This window comes from Streptomyces varsoviensis, assembly GCF_000718635.1.
GTDB classification, from domain to species: domain Bacteria; phylum Actinomycetota; class Actinomycetes; order Streptomycetales; family Streptomycetaceae; genus Streptomyces; species Streptomyces varsoviensis.
The window spans coordinates 408,865-425,453 of record NZ_JOBF01000002.1 but is presented as its reverse complement, the minus strand read 5'-3'; the positions used below and the strand labels follow the sequence as shown (position 1 = coordinate 425,453).

Annotated in this window: 14 protein-coding genes; 6 read left to right on the top strand and 8 right to left on the bottom strand. The window is 73.0% G+C overall.

Features of this window, described 5'->3' with window-relative positions; translation table 11 throughout:
* Positions 1 to 2: 2 nt before the first annotated feature.
* The 4 genes from IF55_RS04460 to IF55_RS04445 form a co-directional block, all read right to left on the bottom strand.
* A complete protein-coding gene (locus tag IF55_RS04460; protein ID WP_157854227.1) occupies positions 3 to 263 on the bottom strand; it encodes a DUF6059 family protein in 261 nt (86 codons plus the stop codon).
* 188 nt (positions 264 to 451) lie between these two features.
* On the bottom strand, positions 452 to 703 hold the full coding sequence (locus IF55_RS04455; RefSeq protein WP_425428513.1) for a hypothetical protein: 252 nt from the start codon (positions 701 to 703) through the stop codon (positions 452 to 454).
* A 110-nt stretch (positions 704 to 813) separates the two neighbouring features.
* Entirely contained in the window at positions 814 to 1,956 is a 1,143-nt protein-coding gene (locus IF55_RS04450) for a CaiB/BaiF CoA transferase family protein (protein ID WP_030874163.1), read from the bottom strand.
* Between the two features lie 166 nt (positions 1,957 to 2,122).
* Positions 2,123 to 3,289 carry an acyl-CoA dehydrogenase family protein gene (locus tag IF55_RS04445; protein ID WP_030874165.1) on the bottom strand — a complete coding sequence of 389 codons (1,167 nt, stop codon included), beginning with the start codon at positions 3,287 to 3,289 and terminating at the stop codon, positions 2,123 to 2,125.
* A gap of 204 nt (positions 3,290 to 3,493) precedes the next feature.
* Between IF55_RS04445 and IF55_RS04440 the strand changes: the two genes are divergently transcribed.
* The 6 genes from IF55_RS04440 (at position 3,494) to IF55_RS04415 (ending at position 12,454) form a co-directional block, all read left to right on the top strand.
* Complete coding sequence (locus tag IF55_RS04440; RefSeq protein WP_245661052.1) at positions 3,494 to 4,345, top strand: IclR family transcriptional regulator; 852 nt, start codon at positions 3,494 to 3,496, stop codon at positions 4,343 to 4,345.
* A 251-nt stretch (positions 4,346 to 4,596) separates the two neighbouring features.
* Positions 4,597 to 5,952, top strand: a complete 1,356-nt coding sequence (locus tag IF55_RS04435; protein WP_245661059.1) for an FAD-binding oxidoreductase — start codon at positions 4,597 to 4,599, stop codon at positions 5,950 to 5,952.
* 24 nt (positions 5,953 to 5,976) lie between these two features.
* Positions 5,977 to 7,644 (top strand): carboxylesterase/lipase family protein, encoded by a 1,668-nt coding sequence (locus IF55_RS04430; protein ID WP_048831514.1) that lies wholly within the window; start codon positions 5,977 to 5,979, stop codon positions 7,642 to 7,644.
* A 354-nt stretch (positions 7,645 to 7,998) separates the two neighbouring features.
* Positions 7,999 to 10,683 (top strand): rifamycin-inactivating phosphotransferase, encoded by a 2,685-nt coding sequence (gene rph, locus IF55_RS04425; RefSeq protein WP_048831513.1) that lies wholly within the window; start codon positions 7,999 to 8,001, stop codon positions 10,681 to 10,683.
* A gap of 312 nt (positions 10,684 to 10,995) precedes the next feature.
* Positions 10,996 to 12,015 carry an isopenicillin N synthase family dioxygenase gene (locus IF55_RS04420; RefSeq protein WP_030874177.1) on the top strand — a complete coding sequence of 340 codons (1,020 nt, stop codon included), beginning with the start codon at positions 10,996 to 10,998 and terminating at the stop codon, positions 12,013 to 12,015.
* Between the two features lie 43 nt (positions 12,016 to 12,058).
* Positions 12,059 to 12,454, top strand: coding sequence for a RidA family protein (locus tag IF55_RS04415; protein WP_030874178.1), 396 nt, complete (start codon positions 12,059 to 12,061; stop codon positions 12,452 to 12,454).
* An 82-nt stretch (positions 12,455 to 12,536) separates the two neighbouring features.
* On the opposite strand, the gene IF55_RS04410 is transcribed toward IF55_RS04415, so the two are convergent.
* The 4 genes from IF55_RS04410 to IF55_RS04395 form a co-directional block, all read right to left on the bottom strand.
* On the bottom strand, positions 12,537 to 13,565 hold the full coding sequence (locus IF55_RS04410; RefSeq protein WP_030874179.1) for a methyltransferase: 1,029 nt from the start codon (positions 13,563 to 13,565) through the stop codon (positions 12,537 to 12,539).
* A gap of 572 nt (positions 13,566 to 14,137) precedes the next feature.
* Positions 14,138 to 15,016 carry a DUF8189 domain-containing protein gene (locus tag IF55_RS04405; protein WP_482700413.1) on the bottom strand — a complete coding sequence of 293 codons (879 nt, stop codon included), beginning with the start codon at positions 15,014 to 15,016 and terminating at the stop codon, positions 14,138 to 14,140.
* Between the two features lie 108 nt (positions 15,017 to 15,124).
* Positions 15,125 to 15,838, bottom strand: a complete 714-nt coding sequence (locus IF55_RS04400) for a DUF4232 domain-containing protein (protein ID WP_030874182.1) — start codon at positions 15,836 to 15,838, stop codon at positions 15,125 to 15,127.
* A gap of 210 nt (positions 15,839 to 16,048) precedes the next feature.
* A complete protein-coding gene (locus tag IF55_RS04395) occupies positions 16,049 to 16,465 on the bottom strand; it encodes a hypothetical protein (RefSeq protein WP_157854228.1) in 417 nt (138 codons plus the stop codon).
* Positions 16,466 to 16,589: the final 124 nt, after the last annotated feature.

Here is a 16,589-nt window from a genome sequence, read left to right as displayed (position 1 = left end):
CCTCATCGGCCCTCGGGCCAGACGAGGGGCGGGAGGCGGCCCGCGAGTCCTCTTTCCTCGGCGGTCAGCGGCACGTCGGCGCGGACGCGTTCGGGGTGGCCCGGGGGCGGGCCGGTCAGGGCGCGGCGCGTGGAGCGGTCGGGCGGGGGCATTTGGCCGGTCACGTGCAGCGTGCCGAAGGCGACCAGCCCCTCCCACAGAGGACGCCACAAGGGACGCAGAAGTCGGGCGGCCATGTGGTGTCTGATCCCTGCGTTGGGCATGGCCGCAGGGTGCCAGCGACCGGTCGAGTCCCGATGGTGCGCGGGTGGGAGGGCGTAGGAGGCGGCGGAAAGGTGCCGGGGCGGCGGCGCGAACGCGCGGGAGCGGTGGCCGGAAGGCGTTGGACGCTCTCCCGCGGCCGACCCGGTACGGCCGTGGCCCGGCCCGGCGGAAGCGCGGCGCGGCGGGGTCACGGCCGTACCGGGCGCCGACGCCGGGCGTGCTTCTTGTGGGCGGACTGCCGGGACACTCCGAGCGGTTCGGCGATGTCGCCCCAGGCCCAGCCCAGTTCGCGGGCCCGGTCCACCTGTTGGGCCTCCATCTCCTCGACGAGCCGGCGCAACAGGCGTACGGCGGCCAGCCCTTCCCGGATCGCGCCGGACGCCGCGACGGCCACGAGCCGCTTCACCTCTGCTTCATCCACTCCGTCCACTTCATCCACGGCCGTCAACCTAGGGTGACTACTGGGTGTCGTCAAGCGCTTACAACGCCATAACCGGAATCGTCCTCACCGCCCCATGACCGTTCACGTGTCACATGGCACCTCATACGTCACGCGTCGATGCCGAACTCGGCCAGGACCGCCTCGGTGTGCTCGCCCAGCGCCGGGACCGCGTCCATCCGCGCCTCCGCGTCCGTGAAGGTGATCGGCGGCAGCAGGGCATCGACGGGCCCGACCGGGGTCTCCACCGTGCGCCACCGGTCGCGGGCCGCGAGCTGCGGGTGCTCGGCCAGCCCGTGCACGGAGTTGACCCGGGCGTTGCCGATGCCCGCGTCGTCGAGCGCCCGCACCAGCTCCGCCACCGGCAGCCGCTCGGTCACCTCGCCGATGAGGGCGTCCACGGCCGCGCGGTGGCGGCAGCGCGCGACGTTGGTGGCGTAGTCCGGGTGGCGCGCCAGGTCCGGGCGGCCGAGCACGTCGGCGGCCAGGCTGCGCCACTGCCGGTCGTTCTGCACGCCGATCAGCACGTCCGTACCGTCCGCCGTCGGATACGCGTCGTAGGGGACGATCGCCGGGTGGCCCAGCGCGGCGCGCGGCGGCTGCGCCCCGGTGTGCAGGGTGGTGTAGAGGGGGTGGCCCATCCATTCGGCGATCGCGTCGAACATCGACACCTCCACGCACGCGCCGCCCCCGCCGCGCTCCCGGCGCAGCAGCGCCGCCAGGACCGCGGAGAAGGCGTAGAGGCCGGCCCCGATGTCGGCCACCGGGATGCCGGTCTTCACCGCCGCGTCCTTCGTGCCGGTCACCGAGGCCAGCCCCGTCTCGCCCTGTACGAGCAGGTCGTAGGCGCGCTTGGCGTGCAGCGGGCCGCTGCTGCCGTACCCGGACATCTCCACCACCACCAGGCGGGGATGCGCGGCGCGCAGCGCGGCCGAGCCGAAGCCCAGCCGATCGGCGGCGCCGGGGGCGAGGTTCTGTACGAACACGTCGGCGTGGGCCAGCAGCGCGCCCAGCGCCTCCCGGCCCGGCGCGCTCTTGAGGTCCAGGGCGACCGACTCCTTGCCCCGGTCGAGCCAGACGAAGTGCGAGGACATGCCGCGCACGGCCTCGTCGTAGCCGCGGGCGAAGTCGCCGCCGTCGGGCCGTTCGATCTTGATGACACGGGCCCCGAGGTCGGCGAGGTGGCGGGTGGCGATCGGGGCGGCCACCGCCTGCTCCAGGCTGACGATGGTGACGCCGTCGAGTGCGCGCATGGTTCCTCCAGAGGCGTGGCGAGGCGATTCCGGACGTTCCGTGGGTTCCGTACGAGCGTGCTGGGAGGAGTACGTACGGCCGGGCCGCGGCCGGCGGACGAACCGTGCGGACCGGCTGTACGGACAGACCACCGCGCGAACGGGTCGTAAGGGCGGATCAGTTCGGTCAGTACGAGCGCGGCAGGCCCATCACATGCTGTGCGACGTAGTTGAGCACCATCTCCTGGCTGACCGGCGCGAGCCGCAGCAGCCGGGCCTCCCGGAAATAGCGCTCGACGTGGTACTCCCGCGCGTATCCCATACCCCCCAGGGTCTGCACCGCCCGGTCGGCGGCCTGGAAACCGGCGTCCGCGCAGAGCCACTTGGCCATGTTCGCCTCGCGCCCGCAGGCCAGCCCCTGGTCGTAACGCCAGGCCGCCTGACGGGCCATCAGCCGGGCGGCGTCGAGCCGGGTGAGCGCCTCGGCGAGCGGGAAGGCGATGCCCTGGTTCTGCCCGATGGGGCGGTCGAAGACGACGCGGTCCTTGGCGTAGCGGGTCGCCGCGTCGAGGGCGGCGCGGCCGAGCCCCAGCGCCTCGTGGGCGAGGAGGATGCGCTCCGGATTGAGGCCGTCCAGCAGATAGCGGAACCCCTCGCCCTCCTCGCCGATCCGGGCGGACACGGGGACCCGGAGGCCGTCGATGAAGATCTCGTTGGAGGCCACGGCGTTGCGGCCCATCTTCGGGATCGGCCGGATGTCCATGGCCCGGCGGTCGACGTCGGCGAGGAAGACCGACAGCCCGTCCGTGGGCCGGGCCGCCTCGTCGCGCGGGGTCGTGCGGGCGAGCAGGATCATCTTCTGCGCGTCTCCGGCCTTGGTTATCCATATCTTGCGGCCGTCGATCACGTAGTCGTCGCCGTCGCGCCGGGCGACGGTGGAGATCCGGGTGGTGTCGGTCCCGGCGTCCGGTTCGGTCACCCCGAAGCACACGTGCAGTTCGCCGGTGGCGGCGTGCGGCAGCACCGAGCGGCGCAGCTCCTCGCTGCCGTGCCGGGCCAGGACGTTGAGCCCGAAGATCGTCAGGTGCATCGTGCTGCACCCGTTCATGCCGGCGCCGGACGCCGCCACCTCCTCCAAGAGCAGCGCCGCGTCCAGGACGCCGAGCCCGCCGCCGCCGTACTCCTCGGGGACGGCGATGCCCAGCCAGCCGGCGGCGGCGAAGGCGTCGTAGAACTTCCACGGGAACTCGCCCCGGTCGTCGCGTTCGGCCCAGTACTCGGGCGGGAAGCTCCGGGCCAGGTCGCGGACGCCGGCCTGAATGTCCCGCTGCTGTTCGGTGAGGTCGAAATCCATGTGCCGCTCCGCTCACTCGTACCGTTCCCGAAGTTCGTATATAGGAACGAGAGTTCGTCAGTAGGAACGAAGCTAGGTACGGTTGTGACCCCTGTCAAGAGAGCCGAGGCACGGGTCCGGCCCGCGCGGGCTGCGACAATATGGCCCCGACGACGACCGCGGCAGCGACGGCCGGGCAGCGGCGCGAACGAGCACGGAGGCGACGTGGCAGGTCACGACGGGACGCCCACGGAACGGGCGGCCAGGGAACGGGCGTCCAGAGACCAGGCATCACAGACACCACAGGACCAGTTGGCAAAGGACGAGGGGGCAAAGGAGCAGACGCCCAAAGAGCACCGGACCGTCACGCGGGTGACCACCATCCTGGAGACCGCCGCCGCCTCGGACGGCGTGCGGCTGGCCGCGCTCTGCGCCGTACTGGACGCCCCGAAATCCTCCGTGCACGGGCTCGTCCAGGGGCTCGTGGCCACCGGTTACCTCACCGAGCGGCGCGGCGGCTACGTGCTCGGCCCGGCTGCCGGCGCACTGCTAGCGGCCGTTCGGCCCGCCCTGGCCGACCTCGCCCGCCCGGCGATGGAGCGGCTGCGGCGGGAGTTCGACGAGACGGTGATGCTGGGCGAGCCCGTCGGCGACTCGATCGTCTACGTGCGGGTCCTCGAATCCAGCCAGGTGATCCGCTACTCCGCTCCCCTGCGCACCCGCCGCCCGCTGTACCCGACCAGTACCGGCAAGGTGGTGCTGGCCCACCGTGACACGGCGCGCCGCAACGCCTACCTGCGGGCCCACGTCCCGGACGAGGGCCGCCGCGCGCGGGTCCGCGAGGAGCTGACGGCCGTCGCCGCCGAGGGCGTCGCCTTCAACCGCGGGGAGACCCTGCCGGACGTCAGCGCCACCGCGGCCGGGGTGTTCGCGGGCGGCCGGCTCGTCGCCTGCCTCGCGGTGGCCGGCCCCACCCCCCGTACCGCCGCGCGGCTCGACACGATCGCGGACGCCGTACGCGCCGCCGCCGCGGAACTCTCGGACGAACTCTCCCGTACGGGCGGCGCGGCGGAGTGAGCCTCGCCTGGTGATGGTCAGGTCCCGCTCCCTCACCACCCCCCTGCGTCCCGCGCCGCCGCCCCCGGCGATGATGAAAACGCACAGCTCAGCACAGCACGCAGCACGCAGCACGCAGCAGCGGAGGACGGCCCATGGACCAGCACACTCACCCCATCGGCGGCGGACGCGGCGCGGCCGACGTCCCCGCCCTCGCCCGGGCGCTGGCCGAAGCGCTGCCCGAGGGCCGGGTCCTGACGGCGCCGGAGAGCATGGACGGCTACCGGCACGACGACGCGGAGTGGGCCCCGTACGGGCAGCCGCTGGCGGTGGTCCGGCCCCGGTCCACCGCCGAGGTGCGCACCCTGGTGCGGTGGTGCCTGGAGCACCGGGTGCCGCTGGTGCCGCGCGGCGCGGGCACCGGCCTGTCCGGCGGCGCGAACGCGCTGGACGGCTCCGTCGTGGTGTCCTTCGAGGCCATGGACCGGGTGCTGGAGATCGACGCGGGCGAGCGGCTGGCCGTGGTGCAGCCCGGCGTCGTCAACGACGATCTGCGCCGGGCCTGCGCCGAGCACGGGCTGTGGTACCCGCCGGACCCGGCCAGCTCCCCCTGGTCGACGATAGGCGGCAACGTCGCGACCAACGCGGGCGGGATGTGCTGCGTGAAGTACGGCGTCACCCGGGACTACGTGCTGGGGCTTGAGGTGGTCACCGGCGGCGGTGAGATCGTCCGGCTGGGGCGGCGCACCGCCAAGGGCGTGGCCGGTTACGACCTGTGCTCGCTGCTGGTCGGGTCGGAGGGGACCCTCGGGGTGATCACCGAGGTGACGGTGCGGCTGCGGGCGCGGCGCCCGGCCGAGCGTACGGTGGTCGGCCACTTCGACTCGGCCGTCGCGGCGGGCGAGGCGGTGGCCGCGGTGGCCGCCGCGGGGGTGGTGCCCTCGGCGCTGGAACTCGTCGACCGGCACTGCCTGGCCGCCGTCGACGCCTGGAAGAACATGGGGCTCTCCGCCGAGGCCGACACGGTGCTGCTGGGGCGTCTGGACACGCCGGGGGCGGCCGGGGACGCCGAGGCGGAACTGATGGTCGACTGCTTCCGCGGGGCCGGGGCGACCTGGGCCGCGGTCTCCACCGACCAGCAGGAGGCCGACGCGCTGTTCGACGCCCGCCGTCTCGCCTACCCGGCGCTGGAACGGCTGGGCCCGGTGCTCACCGAGGACGTCTGCGTGCCCCGGGCGAAGGTGCCGGAGATGCTGGCCCGTATCGACCGGACCGCCGCCGCGCATGACCTGCTGATCGCCAACATCGCACACGCCGGCGACGGCAATCTGCACCCCCTGATCATCACGCCGCCCGGCGACGACGCGGCGCGCGCCCGCGCGCAGCGCGCGTTCGAGGCGATACTCGACGACGCCCTGGACCTGGGCGGCACCGTCACCGGCGAACACGGCGTCGGACTGCTCAAACGGCGCGGCATGGAACGCGAGCTGGGGCCGGGGGTGCTGGCCCTGCACCACGCCGTCAAGACGGCGCTCGATCCGCACGGCATCCTCAACCCGGGGAAGGTCGTCGGCGTGCAGGGGGTGACCGCGGAGCCGGTCGGCGAGACGATCGCCGGGCCCGTGTAAGCGTCTGCCAGTCGAGGAGCGGTCATGAGGGATGCGCGGCCAGTCGTACGGATCGGGCAGGGCGCCCTGCGCGGCGGCGTCAGCGGCAGCGGCAGCGGTGGGGACGGCGGCAGCCACGGTCCCTCCGCACGCGTCACCGCGTTCAAGAACATCCCTTACGCCGCCGCCCCCGTCGGGCCGCTGCGCTTCGCCGCGCCCGCCCCGGCACCGTCCTGGGACGGCACGCGCGAGGCCGACCGCTTCGGTCCGAGCGCGCCGCAGGCCCGCCTCACGGAGGACTCCGGGCTCGACCTGACGCCGGTCGTGGGCGTCTCCGGGGCCGAGGGCCCCGACTCCCTGACCGTCAACGTCTGGACCCCCGACCCCGCCACGTCCGGGCTCCCCGTCATGGTGTTCATCCACGGCGGGGGCTTCGTCAGCGGTTCCGGCGCCTCGCGCGCGTACGACGGGACCCGCTTCGCGCAGGACGGCGTCGTCCTGGTCACCCTCAACTACCGGCTCGGCGCGCACGGCTTCACCGCCCTGCCGGGGGCGCCCGCCAACCTGGGACTGCGGGACCAGATCGCGGCGCTGACCTGGGTGCGGGAGAACATCGGCGCGTTCGGCGGGGACCCGGACCGCGTCACCGTCTTCGGGGAGTCCGCGGGGGCCATCAGCGTCTGCTCGCTGCTCGCGGCCCCGCAGGCGTGCGGGCTGTTCCGAGCGGCCATCAGCCAGAGCGGCGGCGCCTCGCACGCCCTGAGCCCCCGTCAGGCCGCGTACGTGACAGAGGCCCTGGCGGCACGTCTGGGCGTGCCCGCCACGCGGCAAGGTTTCGAATCGCTCACCGATGAGCAGTTGGCCCAGGGGGCACTCCAACTCCGCACGCTGGGGCTGGATCTGCACATTGACGGGGAGCGCGACCCCTTGTGCGGCTTGTCGCCGTTCGGGCCGGTGCTGGACGGGGAACTGCTCGGCACGCAGCCCGTCGAGGCCGTACGCGCCGGGGCGGCGGCCGGCGTGCGGCTGATGGCGGGCACCAACGCGGACGAGGCGAACCTCTACACCACCGGCCCGCTGGCCGCCGCCCCGGACGAGGACCAGTTGGTACGTCAGGTGCGCGGCCTCCATCCCGAGCCCGAGGCGGTCATCGCCGCGTACCGGAGCGCGGGGCGCGCCGACACGCCGGCCTCGGTGTTGTCCGCCGTCATCACGGACTACGTGTTCGCCGTCCCGACCCGGCGGCTCATCGAGGCGCACGCCGAGGCCGGACACGCGGAGGCCGGGCAGATGGACGCCGGGCAGGCGGGGGCCCGGCGCGCCGAGGCCGGGCACGCCGCCGCCGAGGCCACCGAGACCGAGCGGGGCGGGGGGACCTGGGCGTATGAATTCGCTTGGCCCTCCCCGCAGTTCGACGGCCGCCTCGGCGCCTGCCACACGCTGGAGCTGCCGTTCGTCTTCGACTACCGCGGCGACGATCTGACGGGCCCGCGAGGGCTGCTCGGCCCGGCCGCCACGCTGCGGGACCCCGCCGTGGCAGACCTCTTCACCCGCGTCCACGGTGCCTGGACGCGCTTCGCGACGGCCAGCGACCCCGGCTGGCCGTCCTGCGCGCCGAAGCGTCACGTCGCGCAGCGGCTGCATATCGAGCGGTACGGGCCGGAGGAGAACCGGGGCGGCCCGGAACTGGCCGTATGGGACGGGCACCGCTGACGCGGACCGCCCACCGACGAGCTTGTCGGGCCTCTGGCACGGCATACGACAAAGGCAGGAAGAAACGACTCTCCCTGCCATTCTCAACATATAGCGCACAGGGGGGCTTGCCGCAAGGCCCCGGGGAGGGCGCACAATCGTCGGCCGATGCCACTGCCTGTGGCAACGGGGGCACGGCGTGCGTGGGTCGCCGCCGACGTACGGGGGACGCGGCGACGTACGGGGACGCGGCGCCGTGCTCGACAAGGGTTCGACAGAGGGGGAGGCGCCAGTGATGCGATCAGCCACCGCGGTACGACGGAGCACGGCCGCCTCAGAGGTATCGCGATGACTGAAATGACAGAGATGACAGACATGACTGAGAAGACCGCGAAGGCCGAGAAGACCGCGCAGGCCGCGACGGCCGAGCGGTACGTACTGGGGCTCCGGGACGTCGACGAGACGTGGGTCGCGGCCGTCGGCGGCAAGGGCGCGCAGTTGGGCGGGGTGTCGCGGATCGAGGGCGTCCGCGTGCCGGACGGCTTCTGTGTGACGACGGACGCCTACCGGCAGGTCCTGGCGCAGGCGCCGGCGGTCGGCGACCTGATCGACCGGCTGTCGCGCCTGGAGCCGGACGACCGGGAGGGGGCCCGCGAACTCAGCGCGGAGATCCGCCGGGGCATCGAGGGGGTCGCGATCCCGGCCGACATCGCGGCGGCGGTCACCCGCGCGCTCGCGCGGCTCGGCGAGCGGGACGGCTACGCCGTCCGGTCCAGCGCGACGGCGGAGGACCTGCCGTCGGCCTCGTTCGCCGGCCAGCAGGACACGTACCTCAACGTGGTGGGCGCGGCGGAGATCCTTCAGCACATCAGCCGGTGCTGGGCCTCGCTGTTCACCGAACGGGCCGTGGCCTACCGGCGGCAGAACGGCATCGACCACCGTACGGTCCACATGGCCGTGGTCGTGCAGCGGTTGGTCGCCCCGCACGCGGCCGGCGTCCTGTTCACGGCCGACCCCGTCACGGGCGACCGCCGGTCCGCCACCATCGACGCCGGCTTCGGCCTCGGCGAGGCACTGGTCTCCGGCCAGGTCGACCCGGACGTCTTCACGGTCCGCGACGGCGAGGTCGTCGCACGGACCATCGCCGCCAAGCGGCGTGCCCTTCACGCCCTGCCGGCCGGCGGTACGCGGGAGACGGCGGTCGACGCGCGGCGGCGGGAGGAGCCGGCGCTGACGGACGAGCAGGCCGTGCGGCTCGTACGGCTCGGGCGGCGGATCGAAGCGCACTTCGGCCGGCCGCAGGACATCGAATGGTGCCTGGTCGACGACGGCTTCCAGAACGTGCAGAGCCGGCCGATCACGACGCTCTTCCCCGTCCCGGAGGCCGACGACGAGGAGAACCACGTCTACGTCTCCGTCGGCCACCAGCAGATGATGACCGACCCGATGAAGCCCCTGGGCATCTCCGTGTGGCAGTTGACGGCCATGGTGCCGATGCTGGAGGCCGGCGGCAGGCTGTTCGTCGATGTCACCCGGCGGCTGGCCGCGCCCGCGAGCCGCGCCGCGCTGCTGGACCTGGTGGGCAAGGGCGACCCGCTGGTCAGGGACGCCCTGGAGACCGTACTCGGCCACGACGGCTTCGTACCGACGCTCCCCGACGCGACCCCCGCCGGGCCGCCGCCCGGCGCCGCGCCCCCCGCTCCGCCCGCACCGCCCGCTCCGATCGAGACCGACCCGGCCATCGTCAGCGCGCTGATCGAGCGCAGCCAGGCGTCCCTCGCCGCCCTGGAGCGGGAGATCCGGACGAAGAGCGGACCAGCGCTGTTCGACTTCCTGCTGGAGGCCTTCGAGGAGCACAAGCGGGTCCTCGGCGATCCGCTCAGCATGCGGGCGATCATGGCGGGGATGGAGGCCACCTGGTGGCTCAACGACAAGCTGCTCGATTGGCTGGGCGAGAAGAACGCGGCCGACACGCTCACGCTGTCCGCCCCCGACAACATCACCTCCGAGATGGGGCTCGCGCTGCTCGACGTCGCCGACGTGATCCGCCCGCTGCCGGAGGTGGTGGAATTCCTGCGGAGCGTCGAGCCCGCCGAGGGGCCCGCCGACGACTCGTCCTTCCTCGACGAGCTGGCGAAGCTCTCGGGCGGGACAGTGGCACGCCAGGCCATCGAGACCTACCTCGACCGGTACGGCATGCGCTGCGTCGGCGAGATCGACATCACCCGGCCGCGGTGGCGCGAGCGTCCCGCCACGCTCGTGCCCGTAATCCTCGACAACGTCCGCAACTTCGAACCGGGCGCCGCCGAGCGGCGGTTCGAGGAGGGGCGGGCGAAGGCGCGGGAGAAGGAACAGGACGTGCTGGCCCGCTTGCGGGCCCTGCCGGGCGGGGCCGACAAGGCCGCCGAGGCCAAGCGGATGATCGACCGGGTGCGGACCTTCATCGGATACCGCGAGTACCCGAAGTACGGCATCATCAGCCGCTATTTCGTCTACAAGCGGGCCTTGTCGGCGGAGGCCGACCGCCTCGTACGGGCCGGGGTGATTCCCGAGCGGGAGGACGTCTTCTACCTCACGTTCGAGGAGTTCCACGACGCCGTGCGGACGCATCGGGTGGATGGCCGGCTCATCCAGCGGCGCAAGGACGCCTTCCGGTCGTACCACGCGCTCACCCCGCCCCGCGTGCTCACCTCGGACGGCGAGGCCGTCATGGGGTCGTACGGGCGCGACGACGTGCCGGACGGCGCGCTGACCGGGCTGCCGGTGTCCGCCGGGACCGTCGAGGGTCGGGCCCGCGTCGTCCTGGACATGGCGGACGCCGATCTCGAAGCGGGCGACATCCTGGTCACGACCTTCACGGACCCCAGTTGGTCGCCGCTGTTCGTCGGCATCGCCGGGCTGGTGACGGAGGTGGGCGGCCTGATGACCCATGGCGCGGTGATCGCCCGCGAGTACGGACTGCCGGCCGTCGTGGGCGTGGCGCAGGCCACCCGGCTGATCCGGGACGGACAGCGCGTCCGCGTGCACGGGACCGACGGGTACGTCGAGATCCTGACCTGACATGACCTGCTCTGGCTGGCCGGCCGCTGGCCGTACCGAGTGGCGGCCGGCAGGCGGCCCGGGCCCTGGCGGTTCGATCGTGGCTTGAAGGTTTCGCGCGTACCGGCCCAGCGCTGGCGGACGCGGGCGGAGAAAAGCCTCCGGGGCGGATTCAACGGAACACTTGAAGGCAGGGGCAGGCGGGACGGCGAGGCCGGCGGGGGTGGGCGTTCAGCGCCTCGCCGTCCGGGCCGGCCCCGACGTTCCCGCCGCCCGCCGGCACCGCTCACCGTTCACCGCCTCAAGGAATTCCCGTCAGAAGGGAAAAGCACTATGGGTCACCATCGAGAATCCGCCGCCGTGGTCGACGGTTTCGTACCGGTCATCGATCTGTCCGCCAGAAGGAGCGCGCATGGGCGCGGTCTCATAGCCGAGGCGATCGGGGCAGCCTGCGAGAGTTCCGGGTTCTTCACCATCGTGGGTCATGGCGTGCCGCAGGAACTCATCGACCGTATGCACACGACGACGAACGCGTTCTTCGAACTTCCGGACGGGTCGATGGACTTGGTGGCGAACCGGCCCGGCGTCGCCGGATTCCGGCGCTTCGGCGGCACCAGCGCCCTGAGTCTGGATCAGCGGACCCCGCCGGACCTCTGTGAAGTCTTCACCTGCCATGTGACGGGCGAGCTGCCCGAGGACGAGCGCGCCCGGCTCGGCGACTACTGGGCGCCGTGGCAGGCGGCGAACATCTGGCCCGAGGCGCCCGCGGGCTTCCGCGACACGTGGCAGGCGTACCTGAGTGCCATGACGGAGCTCGCGAGCGACATCATGCGGCTGTTCGCGTCGGCGCTCGGGCTGGCCGAGGATTTCTGGGACGACAGGTTCGACCGCCACACGTCGGCGCTCATCGCCAACTACTACTATCCGCAGCTCGCGGCCCCCATGCCGGGGCAGTTGCGGCGGGGCGCGCATACCGACTGGGGCAGCCTCACGATCCTCCACCAGGAGGACGGCCGCGGCGGTCTCCAGGTGCTCCGGAACTCCGGGGAAACGAGCGAATGGCGCGACGTCCCGGCCATTCCGGGGAGCTTCGTGGTCAACATCGGCGATCTGATGGCGCTGTGGACGAGTGGGCGGTGGGTCTCGACCATGCACCGCGTCCTGAATCCGGAGCGCGGAAACCACTCCTCGCGTCTTTCCATCCCGTTCTTCCACCAGCCGAACCACGACGCCCCCGTGGAGCCGATCGCCGCCATCGCGATACCGGAATACGAACGCCCGCCCACGGACGGCATGACCAGTGGGCAGTGGATCGCGGCCAAGATGGTGAAGACGTTCGCGAATGAGCCGTAGGGTCGCGGGCTGTAGAGCCGTCCGCCCTCAGGAGGAGAAGAGCATGAAGCGTCACGACATCGGGCCGCGGATGATCGGTGGGCACCTCGCGTACCACCGGGCCGTGGTCGTGGAGGAGCCCCGCCGCTGGCTGCTGCTCTCGGGCCACGAGGCCCGTGATGAAGAGGGCCGCATCGCCCACCGGGGCGACATCCGCGGGCAGATCGAGCTGACGTGCCGGCGCCTCGGCGAGACGCTGGCGGAGGCGGGGTTCGAGTTCTCCGATGTCGTCCAGATCCGCGTCTTCACCGTGGATCTGCCCGCCATGACCGCCAACTACGACGCGCTCACCACGGAACTCGAACGCCGCGGCTGCCGCCCCACCAGCCTGCTCGCCGGGGTGGACGCGCTCTCGGACCCGGACATGCTGGTGGAGATCGAGGCCGTCGCCGCCCAATGAGCCGTCCGTGCCGGGGGCGGCGGCCTCTGCCGGGGGCTGCCCCTCCGGCCGCCTCTCCAGCGCCGCGCCTCCCCCGCTCTCGTTACGCCACCGCCGCCTCCACCACCGACAGCGAGGAGGCGGTGGGGTGGACGCGGACCATGGCCAGCCCGGCGTCCGTCAGCAGCCGCCGGAAGTCGTCCGCGCCGCGTTCGCGGCCGCTCAGCGACGCCATCATCAGCACGTCGAGGGTCTTGCCGTGGTGCGGCGCGTTGTCCCGTGGGAGTACGGCGTCGATCACCAGCAGCCGGCTGTCCGCCGTCATCGCGGCGCGGCAGGCGCGCAGGATGCGCAGACAGTCGTCGTCGTGCCAGTCGTGCAGGACGCGTTTGAGGAGGTAGACGTCGGCCGCGGGCGGCACGGCCGTGAAGAAGTCCCCGCCCTCCACCCGCCAGCGCCCGGCCAGCTCTTCCCCCTCCAGCGCGTGTGCGCGGACCACCGCCTCCTGGTCGTACAGGATTCCGGTGAGCTTCGGGCCGCGCAGCAGCACCTCGCGCAGCAGCCCGCCGCGGCCGCCGCCGACATCGGCGACCACGCCGGCGGCGGGGAGTGGGCAGGCGGCGGCGATGGCGGCGTTCTCGCCGTCGGAGAGGGCGGCCATGCCCGTGTCGAAGGCGGCGCCCAGCTCCGCCGAGCCGGCCAGGTAGTCGAAGAAGGGGGCGCCGAAGAGGTCGTCGAAGACGGTGTGCCCGGTGCGTACGGTCTCCTCCAGCCGCCCGGCGGGGCGCCAGAACGTCTCGTCCGTCAGCATGCCGACCGCTTCCCGCATGGACGACGGCGCGTCCGAGCGCAGCAACTGGGCCAGCGGCGTCAGGCCGAACGCGCCCGTCTCGTCCTCGTGGAAGACGTCGCGGGTCGCCAGCAGGCGCAGGGCGCGGCGCAGGTGGCCGGCGTCGGCGCCGGTCAGGGCGGCGAGCTGGTCGGGGGTGCACGGGCCGTCGACGAGGTGGTCGGCGACCCCGAGGCGGGCCGCGGCGCGCAGTGTCGCGGAGTGGAGATAGGCCAGAGCGTGCTCGCTCAGCCGCAGTACGAGGTCGTCCTGGTCGTCGGGGCCGGGGCGGGCGGCGTCCATGGGCTGCTGCCTCCTTCTGTGTCACGGTTCGCCGTACGTACGTCCGAGCGGGGGTGCCGCGCGGGCCACCCGGGCGGCAGGCATGGCCGCAGTACGGGCGTCAGTACGGACGTGAGTACGGACCTGGGAGCGGGTGCGGCGCTTGAGGGCGGTGTGCCGGTGTCGCCCCCACGATGGCCGGGATTCCGCGGGCCCGCCAGTGGGCGTCGGCGGCGGCCCCGGGGAGGTGCCGGCCATCCGGATCGTGAAGGATCGCGAACTACGCCCGGATGCGGCCTTGTTGTGGTGGTCCGCGCCCGCGTTACATCAGGGGTGCGGGTGACGGGGCCGGGGCGGCCTTTCGCCGCACACCGGCGTGCGCCCCGGGCCGCGGGGCGTGCGTCAACCATCCCCTCCCCCGGCGGCGTCCCTTTCACCGCGAACGGAAGCCAGAGGGCCGGACGGCGACAGCGCTCCGCTCCGGGTCTCGCGGCCGCGCCGGAGCGGCCCACCCGCCACGGGGGTGCGGATGGGCCGCTCGCTCGGCCCGCCGGTCGGTCCGCCGCTCGGTCCGCCGCGCGGCGGCTCCGGCCTCAGGCGCGGGCTGCTGCCGTGGGGCACAACCGCCACGGTTCCCAACCGCCGCCGGGAGCGCGTTCGGTGGTCTGCCAGAACCGGTCGCGGTTCCATTCGCGGGCGTACACCCGCAGCCGGCCGTCGGCGAGTTCGGTGATGCCGCCGGGCGCCCCGAGCCCCACGTTGGCCTCGGGGACCTTCCCCATGGACCGCACCGGGCCCCACGGCCCGGCCGGGCGGTCCTGGCTCCGTACGTTCATCGAGGAGGCGTCGGCGACGCTGGAGGCGAAGGCGTGCAGCCGCCCGTCGCGCGTCGCGAACAGCACGACGCCGCCGTGGTACGGGGCCGGGTTCAGGCCGAAGTCCGCGGGAGCGCTCCAGTCCTCGCCGTCGGCGGTCGCCTGGGCGGTGTGGCAGAAGACGCCGTACGAGGGGAAGAACGCCTCCAGCCGGCCGTCGGCGTCCTCGGCGGCGCTCACGTACGAGATCTTCGGGCCGACGGGCACGGCGCTGACGCGCTCCCAGTCGCCGTAGGAGCCGCCCGGCACGTCCTGGGCGCGGTGCCACAGGAACCAGCGCGGGCCCTGGGGCACCGAGTCGTCGGCGAAGTACTGGAACAGGTCGACGCGCCCGTCCTCGCGCGGCACCGACACCAGGCTGCCGTCCATGGGCCGGCTGGCCGACCCGGCCGCGTCCGTGTCCGGGCGGCAGGCGTCGGCCCGTACGGACGAGGAGGCAGCAGCCGCGGGCGGAACGGCGTGGGCGGGCGCGGCCACCGCCGCTCCCGCCCAGATCACCGCCCCCGTCGCCGCGCCCACCGCCCATAACGCGTGTCGTAACGGTCTGCGGAACACGGTCAACGCACCTCCGTCGCGGGGTCGGTCGTGGGGGTTCATCCTCGCTCGCCCCGGCGGTCCCGGCCAGAGCGCGCAGCCCCGATAAGCCCCCTACGCCCGATGTCCCCACGGGACAGGTGAGTTGATCGCTTCATCGGCGGCCGCGGGTCAGCCCTGGGGGCCGGTCCCCGGCTGGAGGGCGCCGACGGTGAAGGTGTCGCCGCACACCCGCAGGCCGGAGGTCCGGGCGGTCATGGCGTCCTTCGAGCCGGGCGCGTACGCCTTCACGATCTTGCCCGTCTTCCAGCACGGGGCGTCCTTGAGGCCGTCGTTGATCGTGCGCAGCGCCGCGTACGCGCTCTTGCCGGGGGCGAGCCGGACCACGCTCCCCTTGCCGCCCTCGCGCTTCGCGGGCGAGCCCACCTGCTGTCCGTCCCCGGCGAGCAGCGAGACTCCGGGGTATCCGCCGAGCGAACAGGTCTTCTTGCCCGTGTTCGTGAACACCAGCGGGTAGTGGATGTTGCCCGCTCCCGCGTCCGCGTCGCCCACGCGCAGCGACATGTCGGCGGCCGCGCAGCGGTCCGAGGCGGACCGCGGGGACAGGTTCGAGGCGGGGGCCGCGGCGGTCCCCTTGCCGTGCCCGCCACCGCCTCCTGCGGACGTACCGGCCGACTCGGAGCCCGATCCGGTGCCGGAGTGCGAGCCGGACGCCTCGTCCGGTCCGGAGGCACCGGCCGAGGCGGCGGACGACGAGCCGTTCGCCGCGGCCCCGTTGTCGTCCTTGTCGTTCCCGCAGGCGGAGAGCGACAGCGCCGCGACAGCGACCAGCGAGACCGCGGCGGCACGACGGGCACGGCGAGCGACGAGAGTGGCAGACGACATGAGAACGCCCCTTACGGGAGTACGGCAGACCGAACGCTTACGTCTCCACTCTCCGTCTGCCCGCTCACGATTCGCTAACACGGCGCTAACGCCCGTACGGAAAGCGGCTGATACGCGACTGGCCCGGTGTATTGGGACAACGCGCCCGAATACACCGGGGTCCCGTCGCGGGGCGACGGGACCGGTCGGCGCGTGCTGTCGGATTCCGGGTCAGGAGACCTGCTTGACGGTGGGCTTCGCCTTGCTGCCCGCGGTCTCGAACTTCAGCTTCGTCTTGTCCGACACGACGGATTTCTCGGCGGATCCGCCGCCGTCGGGGACGACGCGCACATTGACCGGCGTCCCCTTGGCCGGGGTGACGGTGAAGGTCTTCGTCTGCCCCTTGCGCACGTCGGACTGGCAGGTCCCGCCCAGGTTGTCGGTGACGCATATCGCCGCCGTGTAATTGCCCTTCTGGGTGACCTGAACCGTCACCTTCGCCGCCACGCGCTCATTTGCGGCCGTCGCCGCGCCGGCCGCCGGGGAAAGCCCGAACCCCAGTCCCGTGGCAATGCCCGCGGCCGCAAGCACGGTCACCGCGCGCCGCCCGTGCTTTCCTCGCGAGGAAATACTCATGACTTCACTCATGATTTTTTCGTCCCCCTGTCGCATTTCGCCCCTGCCGGTGCCCCTGATGCCGGGATCGGGGCTCCGGTCGTCATTCGGTCACAGCGAAATACGCGCCGGCGGCGGGGTGCGTTCAAACCGGCGT